This window comes from Lignipirellula cremea (genome assembly GCF_056501455.1).
Window position 1 is genome coordinate 4426868 of record NZ_CM151415.1, and the last position, 18355, is coordinate 4445222.

The 18355-nt window shown below is 65.4% G+C and carries 12 protein-coding genes; 5 read left to right on the top strand and 7 right to left on the bottom strand.

Annotated features, from left to right (window positions below; all coding sequences use genetic code 11):
* Positions 1 to 11 precede the first annotated feature (11 nt).
* Together SH602x_RS17225 and SH602x_RS17230 are read right to left on the bottom strand one after the other, a co-directional pair.
* On the bottom strand, positions 12 to 2999 hold the full coding sequence (locus SH602x_RS17225) for a DUF7133 domain-containing protein (RefSeq protein WP_479473492.1): 2988 nt from the start codon (positions 2997 to 2999) through the stop codon (positions 12 to 14).
* A gap of 14 nt (positions 3000 to 3013) precedes the next feature.
* Positions 3014 to 4423 (bottom strand): 3-keto-disaccharide hydrolase, encoded by a 1410-nt coding sequence (locus SH602x_RS17230; protein ID WP_479473493.1) that lies wholly within the window; start codon positions 4421 to 4423, stop codon positions 3014 to 3016.
* A gap of 281 nt (positions 4424 to 4704) precedes the next feature.
* Here SH602x_RS17230 and SH602x_RS17235 point away from each other — a divergent pair, with 281 nt between their 5' ends.
* From SH602x_RS17235 to SH602x_RS17255, 5 genes are all read left to right on the top strand, one after another.
* Complete coding sequence (locus SH602x_RS17235) at positions 4705 to 7263, top strand: DUF4838 domain-containing protein (RefSeq protein WP_479473494.1); 2559 nt, start codon at positions 4705 to 4707, stop codon at positions 7261 to 7263.
* Between the two features lie 143 nt (positions 7264 to 7406).
* Entirely contained in the window at positions 7407 to 7856 is a 450-nt protein-coding gene (locus tag SH602x_RS17240) for a hypothetical protein (protein WP_479473495.1), read from the top strand.
* A gap of 154 nt (positions 7857 to 8010) precedes the next feature.
* Positions 8011 to 10344, top strand: a complete 2334-nt coding sequence (locus tag SH602x_RS17245; RefSeq protein ID WP_479473496.1) for a serine hydrolase — start codon at positions 8011 to 8013, stop codon at positions 10342 to 10344.
* Between the two features lie 91 nt (positions 10345 to 10435).
* Positions 10436 to 11884, top strand: coding sequence for a lactonase family protein (locus SH602x_RS17250; protein WP_479473497.1), 1449 nt, complete (start codon positions 10436 to 10438; stop codon positions 11882 to 11884).
* On the top strand, positions 11881 to 13587 hold the full coding sequence (locus SH602x_RS17255) for a CRTAC1 family protein (RefSeq protein WP_479473498.1): 1707 nt from the start codon (positions 11881 to 11883) through the stop codon (positions 13585 to 13587). Before SH602x_RS17250 ends, SH602x_RS17255 begins: the two co-directional genes overlap by 4 nt.
* Here the strand turns inward: SH602x_RS17255 and deoC are convergent.
* The 5 genes from deoC to SH602x_RS17280 form a co-directional block, all read right to left on the bottom strand.
* Positions 13581 to 14306: a deoxyribose-phosphate aldolase gene (deoC, locus tag SH602x_RS17260; RefSeq protein WP_479473499.1), complete on the bottom strand. Its 726-nt coding sequence runs from the start codon at positions 14304 to 14306 to the stop codon at positions 13581 to 13583. The genes SH602x_RS17255 and deoC overlap by 7 nt on opposite strands.
* Positions 14307 to 14344: 38 nt before the next feature.
* Positions 14345 to 15322: an ROK family protein gene (locus tag SH602x_RS17265; protein ID WP_479473500.1), complete on the bottom strand. Its 978-nt coding sequence runs from the start codon at positions 15320 to 15322 to the stop codon at positions 14345 to 14347.
* On the bottom strand, positions 15319 to 16251 hold the full coding sequence (locus SH602x_RS17270; protein WP_479473501.1) for a sugar phosphate isomerase/epimerase family protein: 933 nt from the start codon (positions 16249 to 16251) through the stop codon (positions 15319 to 15321). Before SH602x_RS17270 ends, SH602x_RS17265 begins: the two co-directional genes overlap by 4 nt.
* A 64-nt stretch (positions 16252 to 16315) precedes the next feature.
* Positions 16316 to 17053 carry a hypothetical protein gene (locus SH602x_RS17275; protein ID WP_479473502.1) on the bottom strand — a complete coding sequence of 246 codons (738 nt, stop codon included), beginning with the start codon at positions 17051 to 17053 and terminating at the stop codon, positions 16316 to 16318.
* 55 nt (positions 17054 to 17108) lie between these two features.
* On the bottom strand, positions 17109 to 18257 hold the full coding sequence (locus tag SH602x_RS17280; RefSeq protein WP_479473503.1) for a Gfo/Idh/MocA family protein: 1149 nt from the start codon (positions 18255 to 18257) through the stop codon (positions 17109 to 17111).
* Between the last annotated feature and the right edge of the window lie 98 nt (positions 18258 to 18355).

An 18355-nucleotide genomic window follows, 5' to 3' on the forward strand; every position in this document is an offset into this window, starting at 1 on the left:
ACCTGACGTAATCAGTCGCCACGAGTAGCTGTCAGCGCGGCGAGCAGGTCGGCGATCTCTTCGGCGCTGAACGTGTCGAGCAGGCCGGTCGGCATCGTCGAGAGCGTCGATTCTTCGACCAGTTCGACGTCGCTCTTGGAGATCTCCGTCACGTCGGCGGGACGCAGCGGGTCTTCGACGATCCGCAGAATCGACCGCCGATAATCGCCCTCCGTCGCGAGACGTCCGGAGACCACGCGTCCGTCGGTCGTTACGACGCGTACGCCGCGATACTTTTCAGCGATCGACTGCGAGGGCTCGACGATCGAGGCGAGCAGATCGCGACGACTGAACCGCCCAGCCGCGGACGACAGGTCCGGACCGATCACGCCGCCGCGACCTTGCAGGCGATGACACTCGGCGCAGAGCGCCTGGCGGAAGATCTTCTCGCCGCGCTGCGCGTCGCCCGGATGCGAAGAGGCTTCGACGCTCTCGATCGCCCCGGCGAGCGTCCAGCGGCGCACCAGCGGACGATCGATGGTCAGGGTCGTCGCGGAGTCGATCGCTTCCGGCTGGAGGAGTTCTCCCAACTCCTGTCGCTGTTCTTCGGTCAGCCCCGCGATCGCGTCCTTCCGCAACTGCCCCAGAAAGGCGGGCATGCCGTCGCCGGCGTAGGCCGTCCGTTCGAGCGCCCGCAGCGCCTCGAAGTAGTGGCGCCGATCGTCGGTCGTTCCTTCGGCGAGCACGGTTCGCAGCACGAACAGCGCGTGCATGCGATCGCGCTGGCTATCGGCCTCGGTCAATTGCGAGATCAGAGCGGAAACGACGCCGGGCAGCTTCAGATCGGACGCGAGTCTCGCCAACTCCTGCGATACCTCGCCGCCCGCTCCGAGCGGGGCGACGCCTTCCGACGGAGCGTGCCCGAGCCAATCGATCAGTCGGGCGTGGGATGCGGCGACGACCGCCTGATCTCTGTCGGAGGATGTTTTCAGGAGCGCCCCGTAGGTCCGAAGAAGTGTGAGCTTTCCGTACGTCGACAAGGCTTCCGGATCCAAGCCGTTCGACCTCGTAAGCGCCCGATCGAATAACGAAACCTCTTCACTTCGCGCCAGAGCCAAAAGCGCCGTCGCAGCAATTTCAGGATCGGCTTCGGCCAGCGCCCGTTCGCGCCATTCTTCGATCGGCTGATGTTCGAGGGCGACTCGCGCCGCGTGACGGAGGATCGGATCGGGACTGCCGAGCCAGGGCCAGGCGGCGGAGACGGCGTCCGCGCTCGGCTGGTGGAAAGTCTCCAGTCGGCGTCGCAGTTCCCGCTGCCGTTCGCCGAATGCGTCCCGCGCGGTCTGTTGCAGCGTCGGAAGCGACTCCGCTTCGAGTTCGCCGACGTACCGCACGCGATAGAGCGCCGACTGCGTCTTTCGCCCGCCGGTGACGAGGTACATGCTGCCGTCCGCCCCGAAATCGAGGTCGGTGACGTTCAGCGGTTTGCCCTTCAGGAACTGTTCGACGCGGCAGGCGTAGCCGGCGCCGCGAGGCGAGAAATGGCAGGCGAGGATCCGCCCGTAAGCCCAGTCGAGCGCGAACATCGCCCGCTGATACCGCGGCGGGAACGAGCTTCGCGCGCCCGACTTCAGAGCGGTCGGCGAGCCTTCGCCGACGTCGACCGTCGGCAGCGCGTTCTCTGCTCCGTCTGCGAAGTGGGGGGGCCACTGTCCCGTGCGACCCCGCCAGCCGAAGTCGGCGCCGGAGACGAGCTGGTCGATGCGCGTCGGACGATACCAGGGCGCCCCCATGTCGTATTCGTCATCGGCGTCGTACGTGAAGGCTTCGCCGTCTCGGTTGAAGTCGACGCCGAACGGATTGCGCAGGCCCGACGCGATCAGTTCCCCCTCCCGGCCCTCCTTGTCGGTCCGAATGAGGAAGCCCTCGTTCGTCCGCTCGCCGCGACGCGCTTCGCGAAAGGGCGACGTGCGGTCGATCACGTTCTCCGTCGGCGCCTCGACCGAGTCGCCGTGGATCGCGTAGATTCGTCCGTCGGGTCCGAGGGCAAGATCGTTCCGGCCATGTCCGACTCGGCCCGGGAACTGGCGCAGCGTCGTCACCTCTTCGAACCGGTCGTCGCCGTCGACGTCTCGCAGCCGATAGAAGGCGAGCGAGTTGTTCGCGTTCGCGTAGAGCGCGTCGTGCGCGTAGAGCAGTCCGCGAACTTCCTCCAGCGAGTCGTCAATCGTCTCGACCTGTGCGACCTGGCTGCCGTCGCCCGAAAGGGTCATCCGCAAAAGGCCCTTGTCCTCTCGAGCGATCGTGAGCCGGCCCTGCGGATCGAAGGCCATACTGACCCAGGAGCCTTCCTCCGGCGTCGCTTCGCGAACGAGTTCGACCTCGAAGCTAGGCTGCGTCCGGAAGGTCGCCGGGTCGGGCCCCTGCGCCTCGCCGCTGGCCTGGCGCCACTGCTCGTAGTCGTCGAACGCGGAGATACGAGCGGTCGCGTCGGAGGTCCAGAGTTCCGGAGCGACCTGGCCGAGACTAATTGCCGGCTTCGAGTCTCGTAGCGGACCTGCTTCGCCGACCGCGGTCGTATTCCAGTTCTCGTCGGTGACGATCTCGACGACGATTCCGTCAGGCTGTTCGATCCGCAGCGAGCACGCGAGGGCCGCGGGGCCTTCGCTCGCCGTGCATTCCGCTTCGAGCAGGTTCTCTCCCGGCAGCAGACGGTCGGTCACGTCGAGCGTCAGCCAGGGGCCGTACTCGTCCAGATTTGCGAGCGTCTGACCGTTCAGTCGCAGCCGGCAGGTCGCGAAATCGGACGCGATATCGAGGATGGCGCTCGCGGAGCGGCCTTCCAGATCGAACGATCGCTCGAACGTAAAACGCTGGCCGGGGGAGCGATCCTCCGCGCCCCAGATCCAGTGCGGAGCTTCCGCGAAGGCGACCGCCGGCAGCGAGACGAAGAGCGCGAGGAGAGCTGCTGACCTGGCCATCGTTCCGCGCATGAAGAGCTCCCGCTTCGCAAGTTGCATTTCCTATCGTTCTCTCATCGCTTCTTCACGGTCACCAGTTCCTCCGACGGGTTCTCGCTCAGCAGCAGGTGGCGGAAGCGAAATTCCTGCGGCTGCTTGTTGCTGTGAAGCTGCAGGCCGAGCGGGCTCGACCGGAGCATTTCCGGCTGATCTTCGAAGTCGAAGATCTCGACGCCGTTGCCAGCCATGCGGATACGGTCGCCCTTGACGAGGATCTCGATCCGGTTCCACTGGCCTTTGCGTTCAGCTTCCGGTCCGGGGCCCGGTTCGACGACGCGGTTCCGACGGTGGGCGTCCCAGATGCCCCAGTCATGGCAGAACATGAGAAGCGGCCCCTTGAAGCCGTACTTGTTCTCGCCGGCGTCGGTGATGCGTTCGCCGAGCGCCGCGACGGCGGAATGCATTGTGGAAAACTCCGGCCCCAGCGTCTGGCGCACGTCGAAGATCAGGCGGAACTCGCGGTAGGGCTTCGCGGTGAAGAGATACGTGCTGCTCGGAACGACGTCTTCGTTCGCGCCGCGGATCATGCCGTTCTCCGCCGACCAGCGCGAAGCGTCGCCTTCCCAGCCGCTCAGGTCCGTGCCGTTGAAGAGCACGACCGGCTGCTCCCCCTGCGGGAACAGCGAGGCCGCCGCGAGCGGTTCGGAGAAGGCGGTGTCAGGGCCGTCGAGGTTCAGTTCCTTGATCCAGATGTTGCGATAGCGGACGTCGTGGCCTTCGCACTGCAACTTGAGTCCCTCAGGCGTGTCAGTGATCCCGGCGCCGCCGTCATTGCCGCCGTCGACGCCGGAGTTCGGTCCGCCGTGGACCTTCTCGATCTCGACGTTCTCGTGGACCTTTTGCCCGTTGAAGTACATGGAGACTCGCGGCTTCTCGGTCAGCTTACCATCCTTGAATCGCGCGGCACGGAAGACGATGTCGTAGGCGTTCCAGGCGCCGGCGCCGTTGTAGGCGTGATAGGGCGACTCCGACTGATTGATCACGGCGCCCATGCCGTGCGAAGACTTGTCGCCGTCGAGCACCTGGATCTCGTAGCGGTTCTGCAGGTAGACGCCGCTGTTGCCGCCCGGCTTGGCGACGAAGAATTCTACGTGCAGGCGGAAGTCGCGGTACTTCTTCTTCGTGACGAGGTCGGCGGCGCCGTACCGCCCGCCTGCCGCGGCCGGATCGTCGGTCATGACGCACGTGCCGCCGTCGACGGGATCTTCGACGACCTTCCATTTGACGGGCAGGCTCGACTTGAAGCCCGGACCTTCCCAGTAGGTCCAGAGTTCGTCGAGCATCTTCCGCGAGCCGTCGAGAATGACCTCGGCGCCTTCGACCGGTTTCGCTCCCACGCCCACATCAGCGCGTACGAAGGAAGAGACCGAAAGGAACGCTGCGCCGACGGCGAGGCAGATCGACAGCAGAAAGCGACAGTTCATGTGAGGAGATCCCGGGCGGGAGGAGGGACGACGCGAGGTCGCTCGAATGACGGCATGCAAGAGCACGGGTCGACGGCGTGCGACTGCGAGCGTACTTCGCCGCGAGGCGCGGAACAACAAGGCGGGCCACGCCACGCTGAGCGGGACACGCGCTGGGCGCGGGTCGGCTGACCTCGCCCTTGTCGATAAATTCGCGGCTGACGCTCCGTTACAGTACGCTGAGCAGGACGCGGCGCCCCTCCCGCAACCTCCCCTTCCGATTCCCTCCTGAGCAGCATCCGATGCGCAGTCCCGAATCGGCGGTCGTTCTCTTACCGGGCGCGGTAGCGCGATTCGCGACGACGCTGTTCGCGGCGTGGTTCCTCGTCTCGGCTCCGACATTCGCCGCCGAGGCGACGCTGGCAGATGCGGGCGGCGCGAAGATGCCGATCGTCGTGTCGCCGGAGGCGAGCCCCGCGACTCGGGCTGTCGCCGAAGAACTGGCTGACTTCCTGGAGAAGATCTCAGGCGCGACGTTCGATGTCACGGAAGACGACGGAACGCAGGGCATCGTCGTCGGGACGATCGCGGAGTTTCCTGATCCCGCGTTCGATCAGCCGCTGGAGATTCACGGCTTCGACGGTCGGGAGGCCTTCGTCATCCGCACGGAGCCGCAGCGAGTTCGGCTGATCGGCGCCACGGAGTTGGGCGCCTCGCACGCGACGTTCGCGCTGCTCGAATCGCTCGGCGTGCGGCGGTTCTTTCAGGCGCCGGAGTGGGAGGTCGTTCCTTCGATTCCGACGCTGAAGGTCGATCTGAACGTCGACGACCGGCCCGCGATTCTGGCGCGGCGCATCTGGTACGGCTACAGCCTGTTCGAGCACGAACCGACGAGCCGCCCCGTGCAGGCCTACGCCGCCTGGATGCGTCACAACCGTATGGCTCAGTCGTTCACGATCAACTGCGGCCACGCCTGGCAGAACGTCATCGCCGAAGAGAAGGAGACGTTCGAGGGCCATGCGGAACGGCTGGCGCTGGTTGACGGCAAGCGCCAGGGCGAGCAGTTCTGCGTCAGCGATCCGGCCGTGCGCGAGGCCGTCATCCGCTGGTCGCTACGTTTTTTGGAGCGGAACCCGACCGCGGACATGGTTTCTGTCGAACCATCCGACGGAGACGGTCAGTGCGAGTGCGCGAACTGCCGGAAGCTCGGCACGGTCTCCGACCGCGTCTTCGGCCTGGCGAACGAAGTCGCTCGCGAGGTCGCCAGGCAGCGCCCCGGCAAGCTCGTCGGGCTGTACGCCTACAACGAGCATTCGGAGCCGCCTGCGTTCGAACTGGAGCCGAACGTCTACGTGCAGTTGACGGCGGGGTTCATCCGGGGGCGGTATAGCCTCGACGAGTTGATCGACCTCTGGCCGCAGAAGGCGGAGAGCCTCGGCTTCTACGAATACTTCTCGGTCTGGCTGTGGGACTTCGACCGCCTGCCGGGAGGGCGCGCGGCAGATATCGGCTATCTGCGAAAGCAGATTCCGCGGTACGCGAAGGCCGGCGCGACGAGCGTCGACTGCGAGAGCGGCGACAACTGGGGGCCGCACGGCAGAGGCTATTACGTCGCGAGCAAGCTGCTCTGGAACCCGCAGGCGGACGTCGACGCGCTGCTGGCCGACTTCTACGACAAAGCCTTCGGTCCGGCGGCCGCGCCGATGCGGCGGTACTACGAACGGCTCGACCCGGGCAACAAGCCGCTCCTTAGCGAGCATCTCCTGGCCGAGGCCTTTCGCGACGTCGAAGAGGCCAGCCAGCTTGCCGTCGATCGGCCCGACGTGCAGGCGCGGCTCGACCACTTGAAGCAGTATCTGCGCTACGTCCACCTCCGCTGGCTCGCCGATCGCGAAACCGACAAGCGGAAGAAGAAGGAGCACACGCTCGCCGCGCTGACGCATGCCTACCGCACGCGGTACAACTACATGAACCACTGGGAGGCGATGCGGCAGAGTTGGACGACGCAGGCGGCGCAGGAATTCGAGGAGCCGTCGTGGGCCTTCAACGACACGACGGTTCCGGACAAGCCGTGGCAGGTGGAAGCGCCGGTTACTCACGAAGAGACCGAGGCGGCGTTTCAGGAGGGGATCGCCTACTTCCGGCTCGACCCGATTGACGAGCGTGCGTTCTCCGACGAACTCGTGCCCGTGAACCTGAAAGGGGCCGGCGATCCCGCCGAGAGCGTGCAGAGCTATCAGGGCGGACTCAAGTACGCACTCTATAGCGACGGCGAACCTCTCAAGGCGACGATCGTCACCGGCACGATCGCCTGTTATCGCGACCGGGCGCCGGCGCGCTGGTCGGTGATCGACGTGGAGGGCAAGCGACTGGCGGGCGATCGGCTACCGCTCGACGGCGAACCGCACGTGATCGAGGTTCCGGTCCCGCAGGCGGGGCTCTACTGGCTCGAATTCGAAGACTCGTCGGCGGGTTGGCAAATCAGGGTCGAACCGGGGCGACGGGTCGTCGTGCCGCTGCAGCGTGACCGCGGCTTCATGCATGCCGGCTGGATGCAGCCGATGCACTTCTACGTGCCGAAGGGAACGAAGGAGCTGCAGTACTACTGGTCCGGCGGCCCGCACTGGGTCTTCGGGCCGGACGGAACGAAGCTGCGCGAGGTCGAGACCAGCGGTTCGTTCGTCAAGATTCCGGTTCCGGAAGGCGCCGACGGCAAGGTATGGCGGTTCGAGCGACTGGCGCTTGGCCATCTCTGGTTTTTCAACGCACCGAACTACCTCGCCGCCTCGCCCGAGGCGCTGCTGCTGCCGAAGAACCTGGCGGAGGCGGACGGCCTGGTTGAGCAGTCTTCAAACGAGTAGTTGTGCGAGTCAAGGGGAAGGCCGCTGAGTCGCGTGCAAGCTTGAGGGAAACGGCAGTGGTTAGAGAGATATTCGTAGATGCGACCTACTCGACGAGAAATCTGCGGGGGTTTGCCTGGCTGTCAATCACCACGGGCTTTTGCTTGGCGATGCTGATTCCTGTTTGGAGTCTATACGAAAAGCCTTTGGTCTCAGGGTGGTGGGTCATCGCCCTTTTGTGGTTCGCCGGAGAGTGCCTCATCGGCCTATTCGCTGTCAGATTCATTCGTCAATTCATATCGAATCGACCTGAACGTCAGACGATCGATTCGCACGAAATTGATGTCTTCGAAGATGTGTACCGGCAAAAGATTCAATGGAGTCAGGTGGAGGCCGTTCGTCCCTACCGACCGCTGATTGCTCGCAGATACGGCCTGCGGATCTTCCATAACAGAAAGGCCGGCACGACGAGGGACGCGATATTCCGCGTCGATGGCGGGTTCTCGCTTGCTGAAGCTCAGGAACTCGTTGAATCGATACAGCAGAAGATTGGCAGCCGGTATCCTCGAATCGAATTCAATGCTAAGCCTTTGATCGGGGGATCGGTATTTTGACGCATCGAGACGTTAGCAGCGGGGCGTCCGTAATACCGATTCTTCCCACAGCCTCAATGAGACGCGTCAATTCACTGCCTATTGACAGGCGATAGAGAGAGAAAGCATGCACGCTACCTGTCGCCTCCGGCGATCGCTTCTTCTGGTCGCCTTTATGACGCTCTCCCTGACGACCGGATTCCTCTCCGCCGACGAACCAGCAACGGAGGACGCTTCGTCCGCCGACGCGGTCGACTACCGCGAAGCGATGGCGCTGCTTCGCGAGGCGATCGAGCGGGAAATGGAGGCAAAGGATCTTCCGGCGCTCTCCGTCGCGGTTATCGACGGCGACCGCGTGGTCTGGTCGGAAGGCTTCGGCTTCGTCGATCCGGAGCGGACGGTTCCGGCGAAAGCGGAGACGGTCTATCGCGTCGGATCGATCTCGAAGCTCTTCACCGACCTGGCTCTGATGAAGCTCGTCGAGCGGGGAGAGATCGACCTCGACGCGCCGGTCACGAAGTACCTGCCGGAGTTCGCGCCCGAGAATCCGTTCGACCGCCCAGTCACGCTCAGGGCGTTGACGTCGCACCTGTCCGGCCTCGTTCGCGAATCGCCGGTCGGGAACTACTTCGACGACTCGGAACCGACGCTCGCGGAGACGGTCGCGAGCCTGAACCAGACGGCGCTCGTCTATCCGCCGGGCGAGAAGACGAAGTATTCGAACGCCGGCATCGCCGTGCTCGGCGCTGTGCTCGAACGGAAGACCGGCGTCCCGTACGACCAGTGGATGACGCGGGAGATTCTGGAGCCGCTCGGCATGCGGCACAGCGGCTTCGTCGCCACCGATGCGCTGAAGCGCGACCTCGCAACCGGCTGGATGTGGACCTACGACGGTCGCCGCTTCGAGGCTCCGCCGTTCGCGCTCGGCACGGCGCCGGCAGGCAACTTGTACGCCGACGTGCTCGACCTGGCGAAGTTCGTGCAGTTCCTGTTCGAGACGGAACCTCGCGACGGGTCCCTCGTGCAGCCCGACACGCTGCGTCAGATGATGACGCTGCCCGAGCGAAAGGAGGAGGGCTTCGGCATCGGCTTTCACGTCGGCAAGCTGGACGGCGAAAAGCTGGTCGGACATGGCGGCGCCGTCTACGGCTTCGCGACCGAGCTGATGGCGTTGCCCGAACGTAAGGCAGGAGTCGTCGTGGCGACGTCGCTCGACTGTGCCAACGGCGTCGCCGGTCGTCTGGGCGAGTATGCGCTCAGGCTGATTCTTGCGGCTCGGAAGGGCGAAGACCTTCCGGCGTATCGCGTCACGACGACCGTGCCGGAAGTCCGTGCGAGGGAACTCGTGGGCGCCTACCAAGCGGAAGACGGCTTCGTCGAAGTGACGGAGCTCGCGGGCGACGTCTATCTGAAGCGGGGACCTTATCGACGCGAGGTCCGCGCCATGCCGGACGATCTGTCGCTGATTCTGGACGATGTCTTCGGCTATGGCGAAGAGGTTCGGCTGAGCGAGCAGGGCGAACTGATCGTGGGATCGGCGAAGTACGCCCGGCTGCCGGACGAAGCGCCTGCCGACGCGCCGGAGCGCTGGCGTCCGCTGCTGGGCGAGTACGGCTGGGATCACAACACGCTCTACATCCTCGAAGATCGCGGTCGACTGGTCGCGCTGATCGAGTGGTTCTTCTACTACCCGCTCGAAGAGCTGGGCGAGAACGAGTTCGCCTTCCCCGACCACGGGCTGTACCACGGGGAGAAGCTGATCTTCCGCAGGGAGGGCGACCGGGTAGTCGGCGTGACCGCGGCGAGCGTCGACTTTCCGCGTCGCGAAACAGCGCGCGACGGCGAGACGTTCAAGATCGAACCGCTGAAGCCGATCGAGGAATTGCGTCAGTCGGCGATGGCGGCGAAACCGCCGGTCGAACAGGGATTGCTTCCGCCCGACTTGTCGGAGCTTACGAAGCTTGACCCCTCGATCGCGCTCGACATCCGCTACGCGACGGACAACAACTTCATGGGAAGCGTCTTCTACGAGTCGCCGCAGGCCTTTCTGCAACGCCCGGCGGCAGACGCCGTGGTGCGCGTGCAGAAACGGTTGAAAGAGCGGGGGCTCGGCCTCCTGATCCACGACGCCTATCGCCCCTGGTTCGTGACGAAGATGTTCTTCGACGCGACGCCCGACGACCTCAAGGATTTCGTCGCCGATCCGTCGAAGGGCTCCCGCCACAACCGCGGCTGCGCCGTCGACCTGACGCTCTGCGATCTGGCGACCGGCGAGCCGCTGACGATGGTGGCCGGCTACGACGAGTTCTTCTCGCGAGCCTACCCCGAGTATCCCGGCGGAACGTCGCTGCAGCGCTGGCGTCGTTCGCTGCTGCGCCGCAGCATGGAGGCGGAGGGCTTCTCCGTCTTCGAATTCGAATGGTGGCACTTCGACTATCGCGACTGGAAGCGCTACCCGATCCTGAACGAACCCTTCGAGCGTCTGGGCGCCGCGAAGGGCTCACAGTGAAATCGATCGACGGCGAGCGGCGGGACTGAAGCGCTCAAACGAATTCTCCTTCCGTTCCTCCGCGCCTTCTCTCCTCCTGCCTCTTCCTGCCATGCACTTCTTCTTTTCGTTCGGCAGCCGACGCCGATTCGTCGGGGCGTGTCTCTTCGCGACGGCGATCGCGAGCGGAGCCTTCGGCGCGAGCCTCGCGCAGGCTCAGACCGATCGCGAGATCACCTTTCCCCCGTCGCTGCCTGGCGGGAAGAGCGTGGCGACGGACCAGTCGCCGAAGTTCCTCGAACCTTCGAAGACGTTGAAGCAGGGGGTCGCGGTCGCGAAGACCCCGCCGACCGTCGACTTCCTTTACTATCCGGGTCAGGACTATCAGGGCGAGCCGTGGTCGGTCTGGGGCGACGGAACGTTCGCGGGCGGGAAGTACGTTTCGGCGATCGGCGACCACCTGGCGATCGGGCTCAAAGGGGACGGCGGTCACGGAAACGGGACCGCCCGGGTCTTCGCGTACGATCCGCAGGCGAAGACGTTCGCGATGGTCGCCGACACGACCAGGACGCTGGCGCTGCCGCGGGATGTTTACGCGCCCGGCAAGATTCACAGCCGCATCGATCAGGGAAGCGACGGCTGGATCTACTTCGCCACGCATCGGGGATCGGAGAAGGTCACCACCGAGGACCACGGATATGAAGGCGACTGGATCCTCCGCTGCCGCATCGACGGCAGGGAGGGGGGCGAATCGTGCGAGGTCGTCGCCCAGGCGCCCGTTCCGAAGCATGCGATCCCGGCCAGCGTGCTCGATCCGGAGCGACTGATCTTCTACGGCGGAACCGCGGCAGGGCTGAACAGCGGCGACGAACGCGACGACATCCGCTTCTTCGCGTACGATCTCGCCGAGCGGAAGCTCCTGCATTCGGAGCCGGAGGGGCCCGCGCGGGCGCTGATGTTCTCTCCTTCGACGGGTCGCGTCTACTGGACGCAGGGGAAGGACGGCATCCGCGACGGCGCCGTGCTGATGCGCTACCGTCCCGACGAGAACGGCGGCAAGCCGATGAAGGTGGCGGGCGACGTGCCCGGCCTGCGTGCCGCGACCGGCGAGACGCCGCAGGGCCTCATCTACGCCGTCTCGCAGGGCGGAGAAGGGGGATCGACCCTGTGGTCGTTCGATCCTGAGAGCGAGAAGATCGAACGGCTCGGTCCGGCCGCCGTCGACGAGCCGACCTACATCACGACGATCGACGCCGACCCGACGGGGCGATATCTCTACTACATTCCCGGCGCCCACGGCGACAGCGTCGAGGGCGACACGGCGATCGTGCAGTACGACACTAGGACGAACCAGAAGAAGGTCCTCGCGTTTCTGAATCCGTTATACGCCGAAAAGTACGGCGTCGAACTGAAAGGGACGTTCGGCTCCGCCCTCGACGAAAAGGGCGAGACGCTCTTCGTCACCTGGAACGTCAGCCGCGGCAGCCGTCACTGGGAGACCTGTGCCCTCACGGCGATCCACATTCCGGCGTCGGAACGCGAAACGGAGGAGCAGCGATGAATCGCTTCGGCAGAATCGTTTTCGCGGCCCTGATCGCCGGCGTTGCGGCGATCGCTTCGAGCGGCGCTCGCTCCCATGAGCCTGACTTCCAGTTTCGAGACGTCGCCGACGAAACCGGCGTCGCCGCGGCGCTGGAAGGATTCCGCGTCCATGGCGCCGCCTGGGGCGACGCGAACGGCGACGGACGACCCGATCTCTACGTCGGCACGTTCGGGGAGAAGTCGGGCGGAACGAATCGCCTGCTCCTCGCGACGGACAAGGGTTTCAAGGCCGAGGATCAGGAGTCGCTCGCCCTGTTCAGTCGCACCACAGGCGTCGTCTTCGCCGATTTCGATATCGACGGCGATCTCGATCTCTATGTCGGCAGCATGCCGAAGGAGAAGTCGGACGTTCCGGGCCGAGCCGTCGTCGGCTGCACGCTGTTCGAAAACGCAGGTGACGGACGGTACGTCGACGTGTCGAAGGACAACGGCGCCTGCCCGCCTCGCTTCGGCGCGCGAAGCGTCGCCGTTCTCGATTTCGATGGCGACGGCCTGCTCGATCTGGCGGTCGGGGAAGAACCGACGACCGGCTACAACGGTTCTCCGACGCGCAGCTCGCGAGTCTTTCGCAACCTCGGCGATCTCCGGTTCGAAGACGTCTCGCGAAAGATCGGCACTCCTGAGAACGTCGCCGGGCGAGGCGTCGCGGCGGGCGATCTGAACGGCGACGGCTGGCCCGACCTTTTCTTCGCCTCCAGCGACGGCGGCAACGTGCTGCTGCTCAACGACGGCAAGGGCTCTTTCCGCGAAGCGCCCGGCGCCCGGGAGACGTTCGAGTGGAAGGACTCCGGCGGCGACGATATGGTCTGCGGCGTCTGCTTCGGCGACGTCAACAATGACGGCCTGCTCGACGTCGCGCTGGGCCAGCATTACGACCACCCCTGGGCGTCTCCCGTCGCGAACCGGCTCTACCTGAATCGGGGCGTCGAAGCAGGAACGCCGCGGTTCGAGGACGTGACCGAGCAGGCGGGCCTGGTTCCGCTGCCGCTTAAGGCGCCGCATGTCGAGTTTCAGGACTTCGACAACGACGGGCGCCTCGACCTGTACGGCAGCATGATCCTGTTCGACGGCCAGACGCCGCACCCGGTGATCTTCCGAAACGTCGGCATCGAAGACGGAGTTCCGAAGTTCCGTGCGGGCGCCCTGGGCGTGAACGATTTCCCGACGGCGGAAGACCGCGCCGTCCGCGGCAGCGGGCCCTTCTTCGCGAAGCTGCTCCGCGACGGGAAGGCGATCTACGCCTCGGCTGCGCCGACCTGCGACTTCGACGGCGACGGGCGGATCGACCTCTTCGTCGGAAGCTGGTGGCCCGAGCGGAAATCGATGCTGCTGAAGAACGAGACCCCGGGCGGCAACTGGCTCGACGTCGCCGTTAACGGGTTTCCCGAAATGAACAAGATGGGCGTCGGCGCCCGCGTCTGCATCTACGAACAGGGCAGGGCAGGCGAACGGGAAGCGATTCTTGGTTGTAGAGAAATCGCCGTCGGTTTCGGCTACGGATCAGGACAGGAGGCGGTGGCCCACTTCGGACTGGGAGCTCGCACGAAGGTCGATGTCGTCGTCTACCTCCCGCGCAGAGGCTCTGCTACGCAAGCGAACGTCGCGGCGAACCAGCGGCTGATCATGATTCCGCCTCGGCGAGAGGACGGTGACGATCAGTAGCCCGAAGCCTTCGCCGCGCCGGCGTACTCGATCGCGGGGAGGCCGAGGCGCCGACGGCATTCGTCGAGCATCTCCTGCGTGCGACTGGCGCCGCAGCGGCTGACGCCGAGCGCCCGGACAGCGAGCAGGGCGTCGAGGTCGCGTACGCCGCCTGCCGCCTTGACCTGCACATGGGGCGCGGCGTGCTTCCGCATCAGTTTCAGATCGTCGTGCGTGGCGCCCCCCGTGCCGTAACCGGTCGAGGTCTTGACCCAGTCGGCGTTCAGGTCGGAACAGATCCGGCAAAGTTCGATCTTCTGTTCGTCGTTCAGATAGCAGTTCTCGAAGATCACCTTCACCTGGCTGCCCACGGCGTGGGCGACGTCGATCACTGCGGCGATGTCCTTCCGGACGTAGTCCCAGTCGCCGCTCAGCACGGCGCTGATGTTGACCACCATGTCCAGTTCCTGGCAACCGTCGGCGACCGCGCGTTCGGCCTCGGCCCGCTTGATGGCCGTCGTGTGCCCGCCGTGCGGAAAGCCGATCGTCGTGCTGGTCTTCACCGTGCTGCCGCGAAGGATCTCGCCGCTGCGGGCGAGCGCGTAGGGGAGGATGCAGACGCTGGCGACGTCGTAGGCGACCGCCAGTTCGCAGCCCGCCTCCAGGTCGCGCATCGTCAGAGTCGGATTGAGCAGCGAATGATCGATCATCTTCGAGACGTCGGAGTATCCGTAATCCATCGCGCAGGTCTTTCGAGGAGCGGTTCGGAAGCGTGCGATCAGTTCGAATCGGCAAGCGCGGTTTCTTGAGCCAGCGCCAGGCAACCGAGAATACCAGCGCGCTCGCCCAATGCAGAGCGCTCGACGCGAACGCCGTCGGTCGGGAACATGCCCACGCGCTGGCGTATCGTGCGCTTGACCGGGTCGAGCAGCGTCTCGCCCAGTTCCGCGACGCCGCCGCCGATCACGATCAGGTCGGGATGCAGGACGTTCACGACGTTCGCCGCGGCGATTCCGAGCCATTCGCCGGCACGCGCCAGGGCTTCCTGCACGAGTCCGTCGCCCGCTTGGGCCGCCGCCAGCATTTCGCGGGGCGTGACGCGCGCGGCGTCGCCCTCGACGGCCTGGTGCAGGTGCGGAGCGAGGCCCATCTTCAGCAGGCGCACGCCCTCGGCAGCGATCGCGGGGCCGCTCGCCAGCGTCTCCAGGCAGCCGCGGTTTCCGCAGCCGCAGCGCGGGCCTTCCGGCAGGATGGTCTGGTGGCCCAGTTCTCCCGCCGCGCCGAGCGGGCCGAGGCGGAGCTTGCCGTCGATGACGACTCCGCCGCCGATTCCGGTGCCGACGGCGAAGAAGGCCATCGTCACTTCCGGAAGATCGGCGCCGTGCCCGAACCGCAATTCTCCCAGAGTCGCCGCGCGGACGTCGTTCAGCAGTCTCGCCGGGGCTCCGAGACGTTCCTGCAGCATCGCCGCGACCGGGACGTCGCGCCACTGCGTCGGCAGGTTGGGGAGAAACTTGGTGACGCCCGTCGCGACGTCGATGAGTCCGGGCACGCCCACGCCGATACCGCGGAGTTCTCCGCCTGACGGACGAACGAGTCGTTCGATCAGCGCGGCCATCCGTTCGACGACGGCGAGGGGACCTTCGTGCGAGTTCGTCAGAATGCGATCTTCCGCGACGATCTCGCTTCGCTCTGTCGCGACGGCGGCCTTGATCGACGCGCCGCCCAGGTCGACGCCGGCGTAGAGCGGCGTCATGCGTCCGCTTCCTCGCGCGGAATGTAATTCCGCAGGAAGTCGTGACTCTGCCGGAGCGACGCCAGCCGCAGAGCGAGCGAGCCCTCGTACGCGCGATCCTCGACTTCGACGCAGACCGGACCCCGATAGCCGGCATCGGTCAGCGCGGCGAAGAACTTCCCCCAGTCGACGTCGCCTAGCCCGGGCAGCTTGGGCGAGTGGTAGGCGTTCGGAGTCGCGAGGATGCCGACGTCGTTCAGGCGTTCGCGGTCGAGCCGGACGTCCTTCGCGTGGACATGAACCAGCCGATCGGCGAACTCCCGCAGCGGTCGTGACTCGTCCATCTGCATCCAGATGAGATGCGACGGGTCGTAGTTCAGCCCGAACGAATCGCTGGGGATGTCCGCGAACATGCGGCGCCAGATGGCGGGACTGATCGCCAGGTTCTTGCCGCCCGGCCATTCGTCATTCGTGAACAACATCGGGCAGTTCTCGATCCCGATCCGGACGCCCCGTTCTTCGGCGTGCTGCACGATCGGTCGCCAGGTCTCGAGAAACCGCGGCCAGTTCGCGTCGACGGACTTCGTCCAGTCCCTGCCGACGAAGGAGTTGACCTGTCTCACGCCCAGAACCGCCGCCGCATCGATGACGCGCCGCAGGTGTTCGACCGCCACGCGAGCTTCTTCAACATCCGGAGTCAGCGGATTGGGATAGTAGCCCAGGCCGCTGATGGAGACGCCGTACCGTTCGCACAACTCGCGAGTCCGCTCGGCTTCCTGCTCGCCGAAGTTCGTGACGTCGAGGTGGGTGACGCCGGCGTAGCGTCGCTCGGCCTTGCCGACGGGCCAGCACATGACTTCGACGCACTCGTAGCCGATCCTGGCCGCCTGCGACAGAACGTCCTCGAACGACAGGTCGGGCAGGATGGCCGTGACGAATCCGAGCTTCAAGTTCGCATCTCCTTCAAGTGATTCCCGCCTTTCCTGACGAGCGTCGACCCTTTCGAGCGGGCCGTCAGTTCTCTTCGGCAAGCGATTTCACGCTCACGATCTTCAGTCGTCCGAAGGGATTGTGCATCGGGCTTTCCAGGTCGAAGTCGTCGCTCGTCCGGTCGACGACCTGGAACCGCAGGCTCCGCTCGTCGGCGATCGCATGACCGACTTCGATCGATCGGCCCCCTTCGCAGACGTAGCGCAGGATCGCGACGATCGTTTCGCCTTCTTCGTCGACCTCGGAAGAACGAAACGCGAGGTCGGGAAGGCCTATCGCGTGCATTCCCATCGTGTACGTTTCCTGACGACCGCCGACGATCGAAACGAAGGCGAAGCTGATCGCGTCGGGCGATCCATCGTCGGTCATCGCCAGCCAGTCGCCGCCGCCGTGCGCCAGGGCGCTGTTGTCGATGAAGACTCCGGCGCCGCCGGCTCGCACGATGGCGGCGGCGGCCTGCATCATCTTCAGCGCCGACTCGAACGAACCGCCCGGACCGATCAATCCCACGTTCACGGCGTAACGTTCGACCGCGGCGAGTTCTTCGGCCTCGGGCTGTCGGCGACAGGACGATCGGAAGATCTTCGCGAACTGACCGTCCGGCGGCATCGGCGCGAACTCGACCTGCGTGCCGTCCGGCAGATGCAAGGCTTCGGGCGTAAGGCGAAAGCCCCCCGGAAGACGCGTGACGAGTTCGCCAGGGTTCGACCATGCTCCCGGAATACGGAGCGTGATGATCGGAGAAGCGTTCGATTCGCTCATCGGTCTATCCATCCAAGGAGGCCGTCCAGGGCCCGTTCCGACCTCGACACGGCTGCTACACGTCCACCCAACATCGTTCGCGATGACTCTTGAGGACCGCTTCGCACATGACGACTTCGCGATGCCCGTCTTCGAACGTGGGGAAAGGGCAGGGCGCCGCGAAGTCGCCGGCGGCCACGTAGTCGTAAAACGAGCGGAACAACTGCTTGAACGTGTCGGGGAAGCCTTCGTTATGGCCGCCCGGGTAGTCGGCATGCTTGCGGGCGTAATCGCCGAGCAGCGCCGGGTCGCGAATCAGCGACTCGTTCGCCGAGTCCCGGCTGCCGATCCAGAGCTCATTGGGGCGTTCGCTCTCCCACGCCAGCGAGCGCTTCGATCCCGCCAGTTCGAACCGCAGGCAGTTCTTTCTTCCCGCGACGGTCTGGGAGACCCACATCACGCCGCGTCCGCCCCCTTCGAAGCGCAGCATCAGGCAGCCATAGTCGTCAGTCGTGACGGCGACGGGCTCCGTTTCGATCGACTTCGACAGCTTGCCGCTGAAGGTCTCGACGCCCCCTTTGGGACGACGGCGTTCGGGGAAGACGGTCTGCAGATCGGCGCAGAGGGATTCGATCTTGCGACCGGTGACGAACTGAATCAGGTCGAGCCAGTGCGTGCCGATATCGGCGACGGCCCGCAGTTCGCCTCCTTCTTCGGCGACGACGCGCCAGTTGAAGTCGGTCGGATGGAAGAGCCAGTCCTGGGCGTAGCTCCCCGCGACGTGGAACAGTTCGCCGATCTCGCCGCGTCGAACGCGATCGGCCGCCTCCAGGCAGAGCGGATAGTATCGCACGTTGTAACAGACGCCCGCCGCGCGTCCCGATTCGGCCGCGATCCGAACGAGATCCGCCGTCTCGCGGGAGTTCATCGCCAGCGGCTTCTCGCACAGAACGTGCTTGCCCGCCCGAAGCGCCGCCGCGGCCTGCTCGAAATGAAAACGATTCGGCGTCGTCAGGTGGACGGAGTCAACCGAGTCGTCGGCGAGAACCTCCTCGAGCGACGCGTACCCTCGTGGCAGATCGAACCGCTCGGCAGCTCCGCGCGACTTTTCAGGCGACGACCCGACGATGCCGGCGACGCGCACGCCGGCGCGGCGCAGGCCTTCGATATGAACGGGGCCGATGAAGCCGGTACCGACGACGACCGCGGAGAGACGCTGTTTCATAAGAGCAGAGAGTGGCTGGCGAACGAGAAAAGGGGATTCGAGACGCGCACCCGATCCCTCGCAAGTCCCCCCGGTTCGTCGTTCTCGTTCGATCGGCG

Coding starts and splice junctions, on each gene's coding strand:
- SH602x_RS17225 (WP_479473492.1), bottom strand. CDS start 2,999: ATGCAACTTGCGAAGCGGGAGCTCTTCATGCGCGGAACGATGGCCAGG.
- SH602x_RS17230 (WP_479473493.1), bottom strand. CDS start 4,423: ATGAACTGTCGCTTTCTGCTGTCGATCTGCCTCGCCGTCGGCGCAGCG.
- SH602x_RS17235 (WP_479473494.1), top strand. CDS start 4,705: ATGCGCAGTCCCGAATCGGCGGTCGTTCTCTTACCGGGCGCGGTAGCG.
- SH602x_RS17245 (WP_479473496.1), top strand. CDS start 8,011: ATGACGCTCTCCCTGACGACCGGATTCCTCTCCGCCGACGAACCAGCA.
- SH602x_RS17250 (WP_479473497.1), top strand. CDS start 10,436: ATGCACTTCTTCTTTTCGTTCGGCAGCCGACGCCGATTCGTCGGGGCG.
- SH602x_RS17255 (WP_479473498.1), top strand. CDS start 11,881: ATGAATCGCTTCGGCAGAATCGTTTTCGCGGCCCTGATCGCCGGCGTT.
- deoC (WP_479473499.1), bottom strand. CDS start 14,306: ATGGATTACGGATACTCCGACGTCTCGAAGATGATCGATCATTCGCTG.
- SH602x_RS17265 (WP_479473500.1), bottom strand. CDS start 15,322: ATGACGCCGCTCTACGCCGGCGTCGACCTGGGCGGCGCGTCGATCAAG.
- SH602x_RS17275 (WP_479473502.1), bottom strand. CDS start 17,053: ATGAGCGAATCGAACGCTTCTCCGATCATCACGCTCCGTATTCCGGGA.
- SH602x_RS17280 (WP_479473503.1), bottom strand. CDS start 18,257: ATGAAACAGCGTCTCTCCGCGGTCGTCGTCGGTACCGGCTTCATCGGC.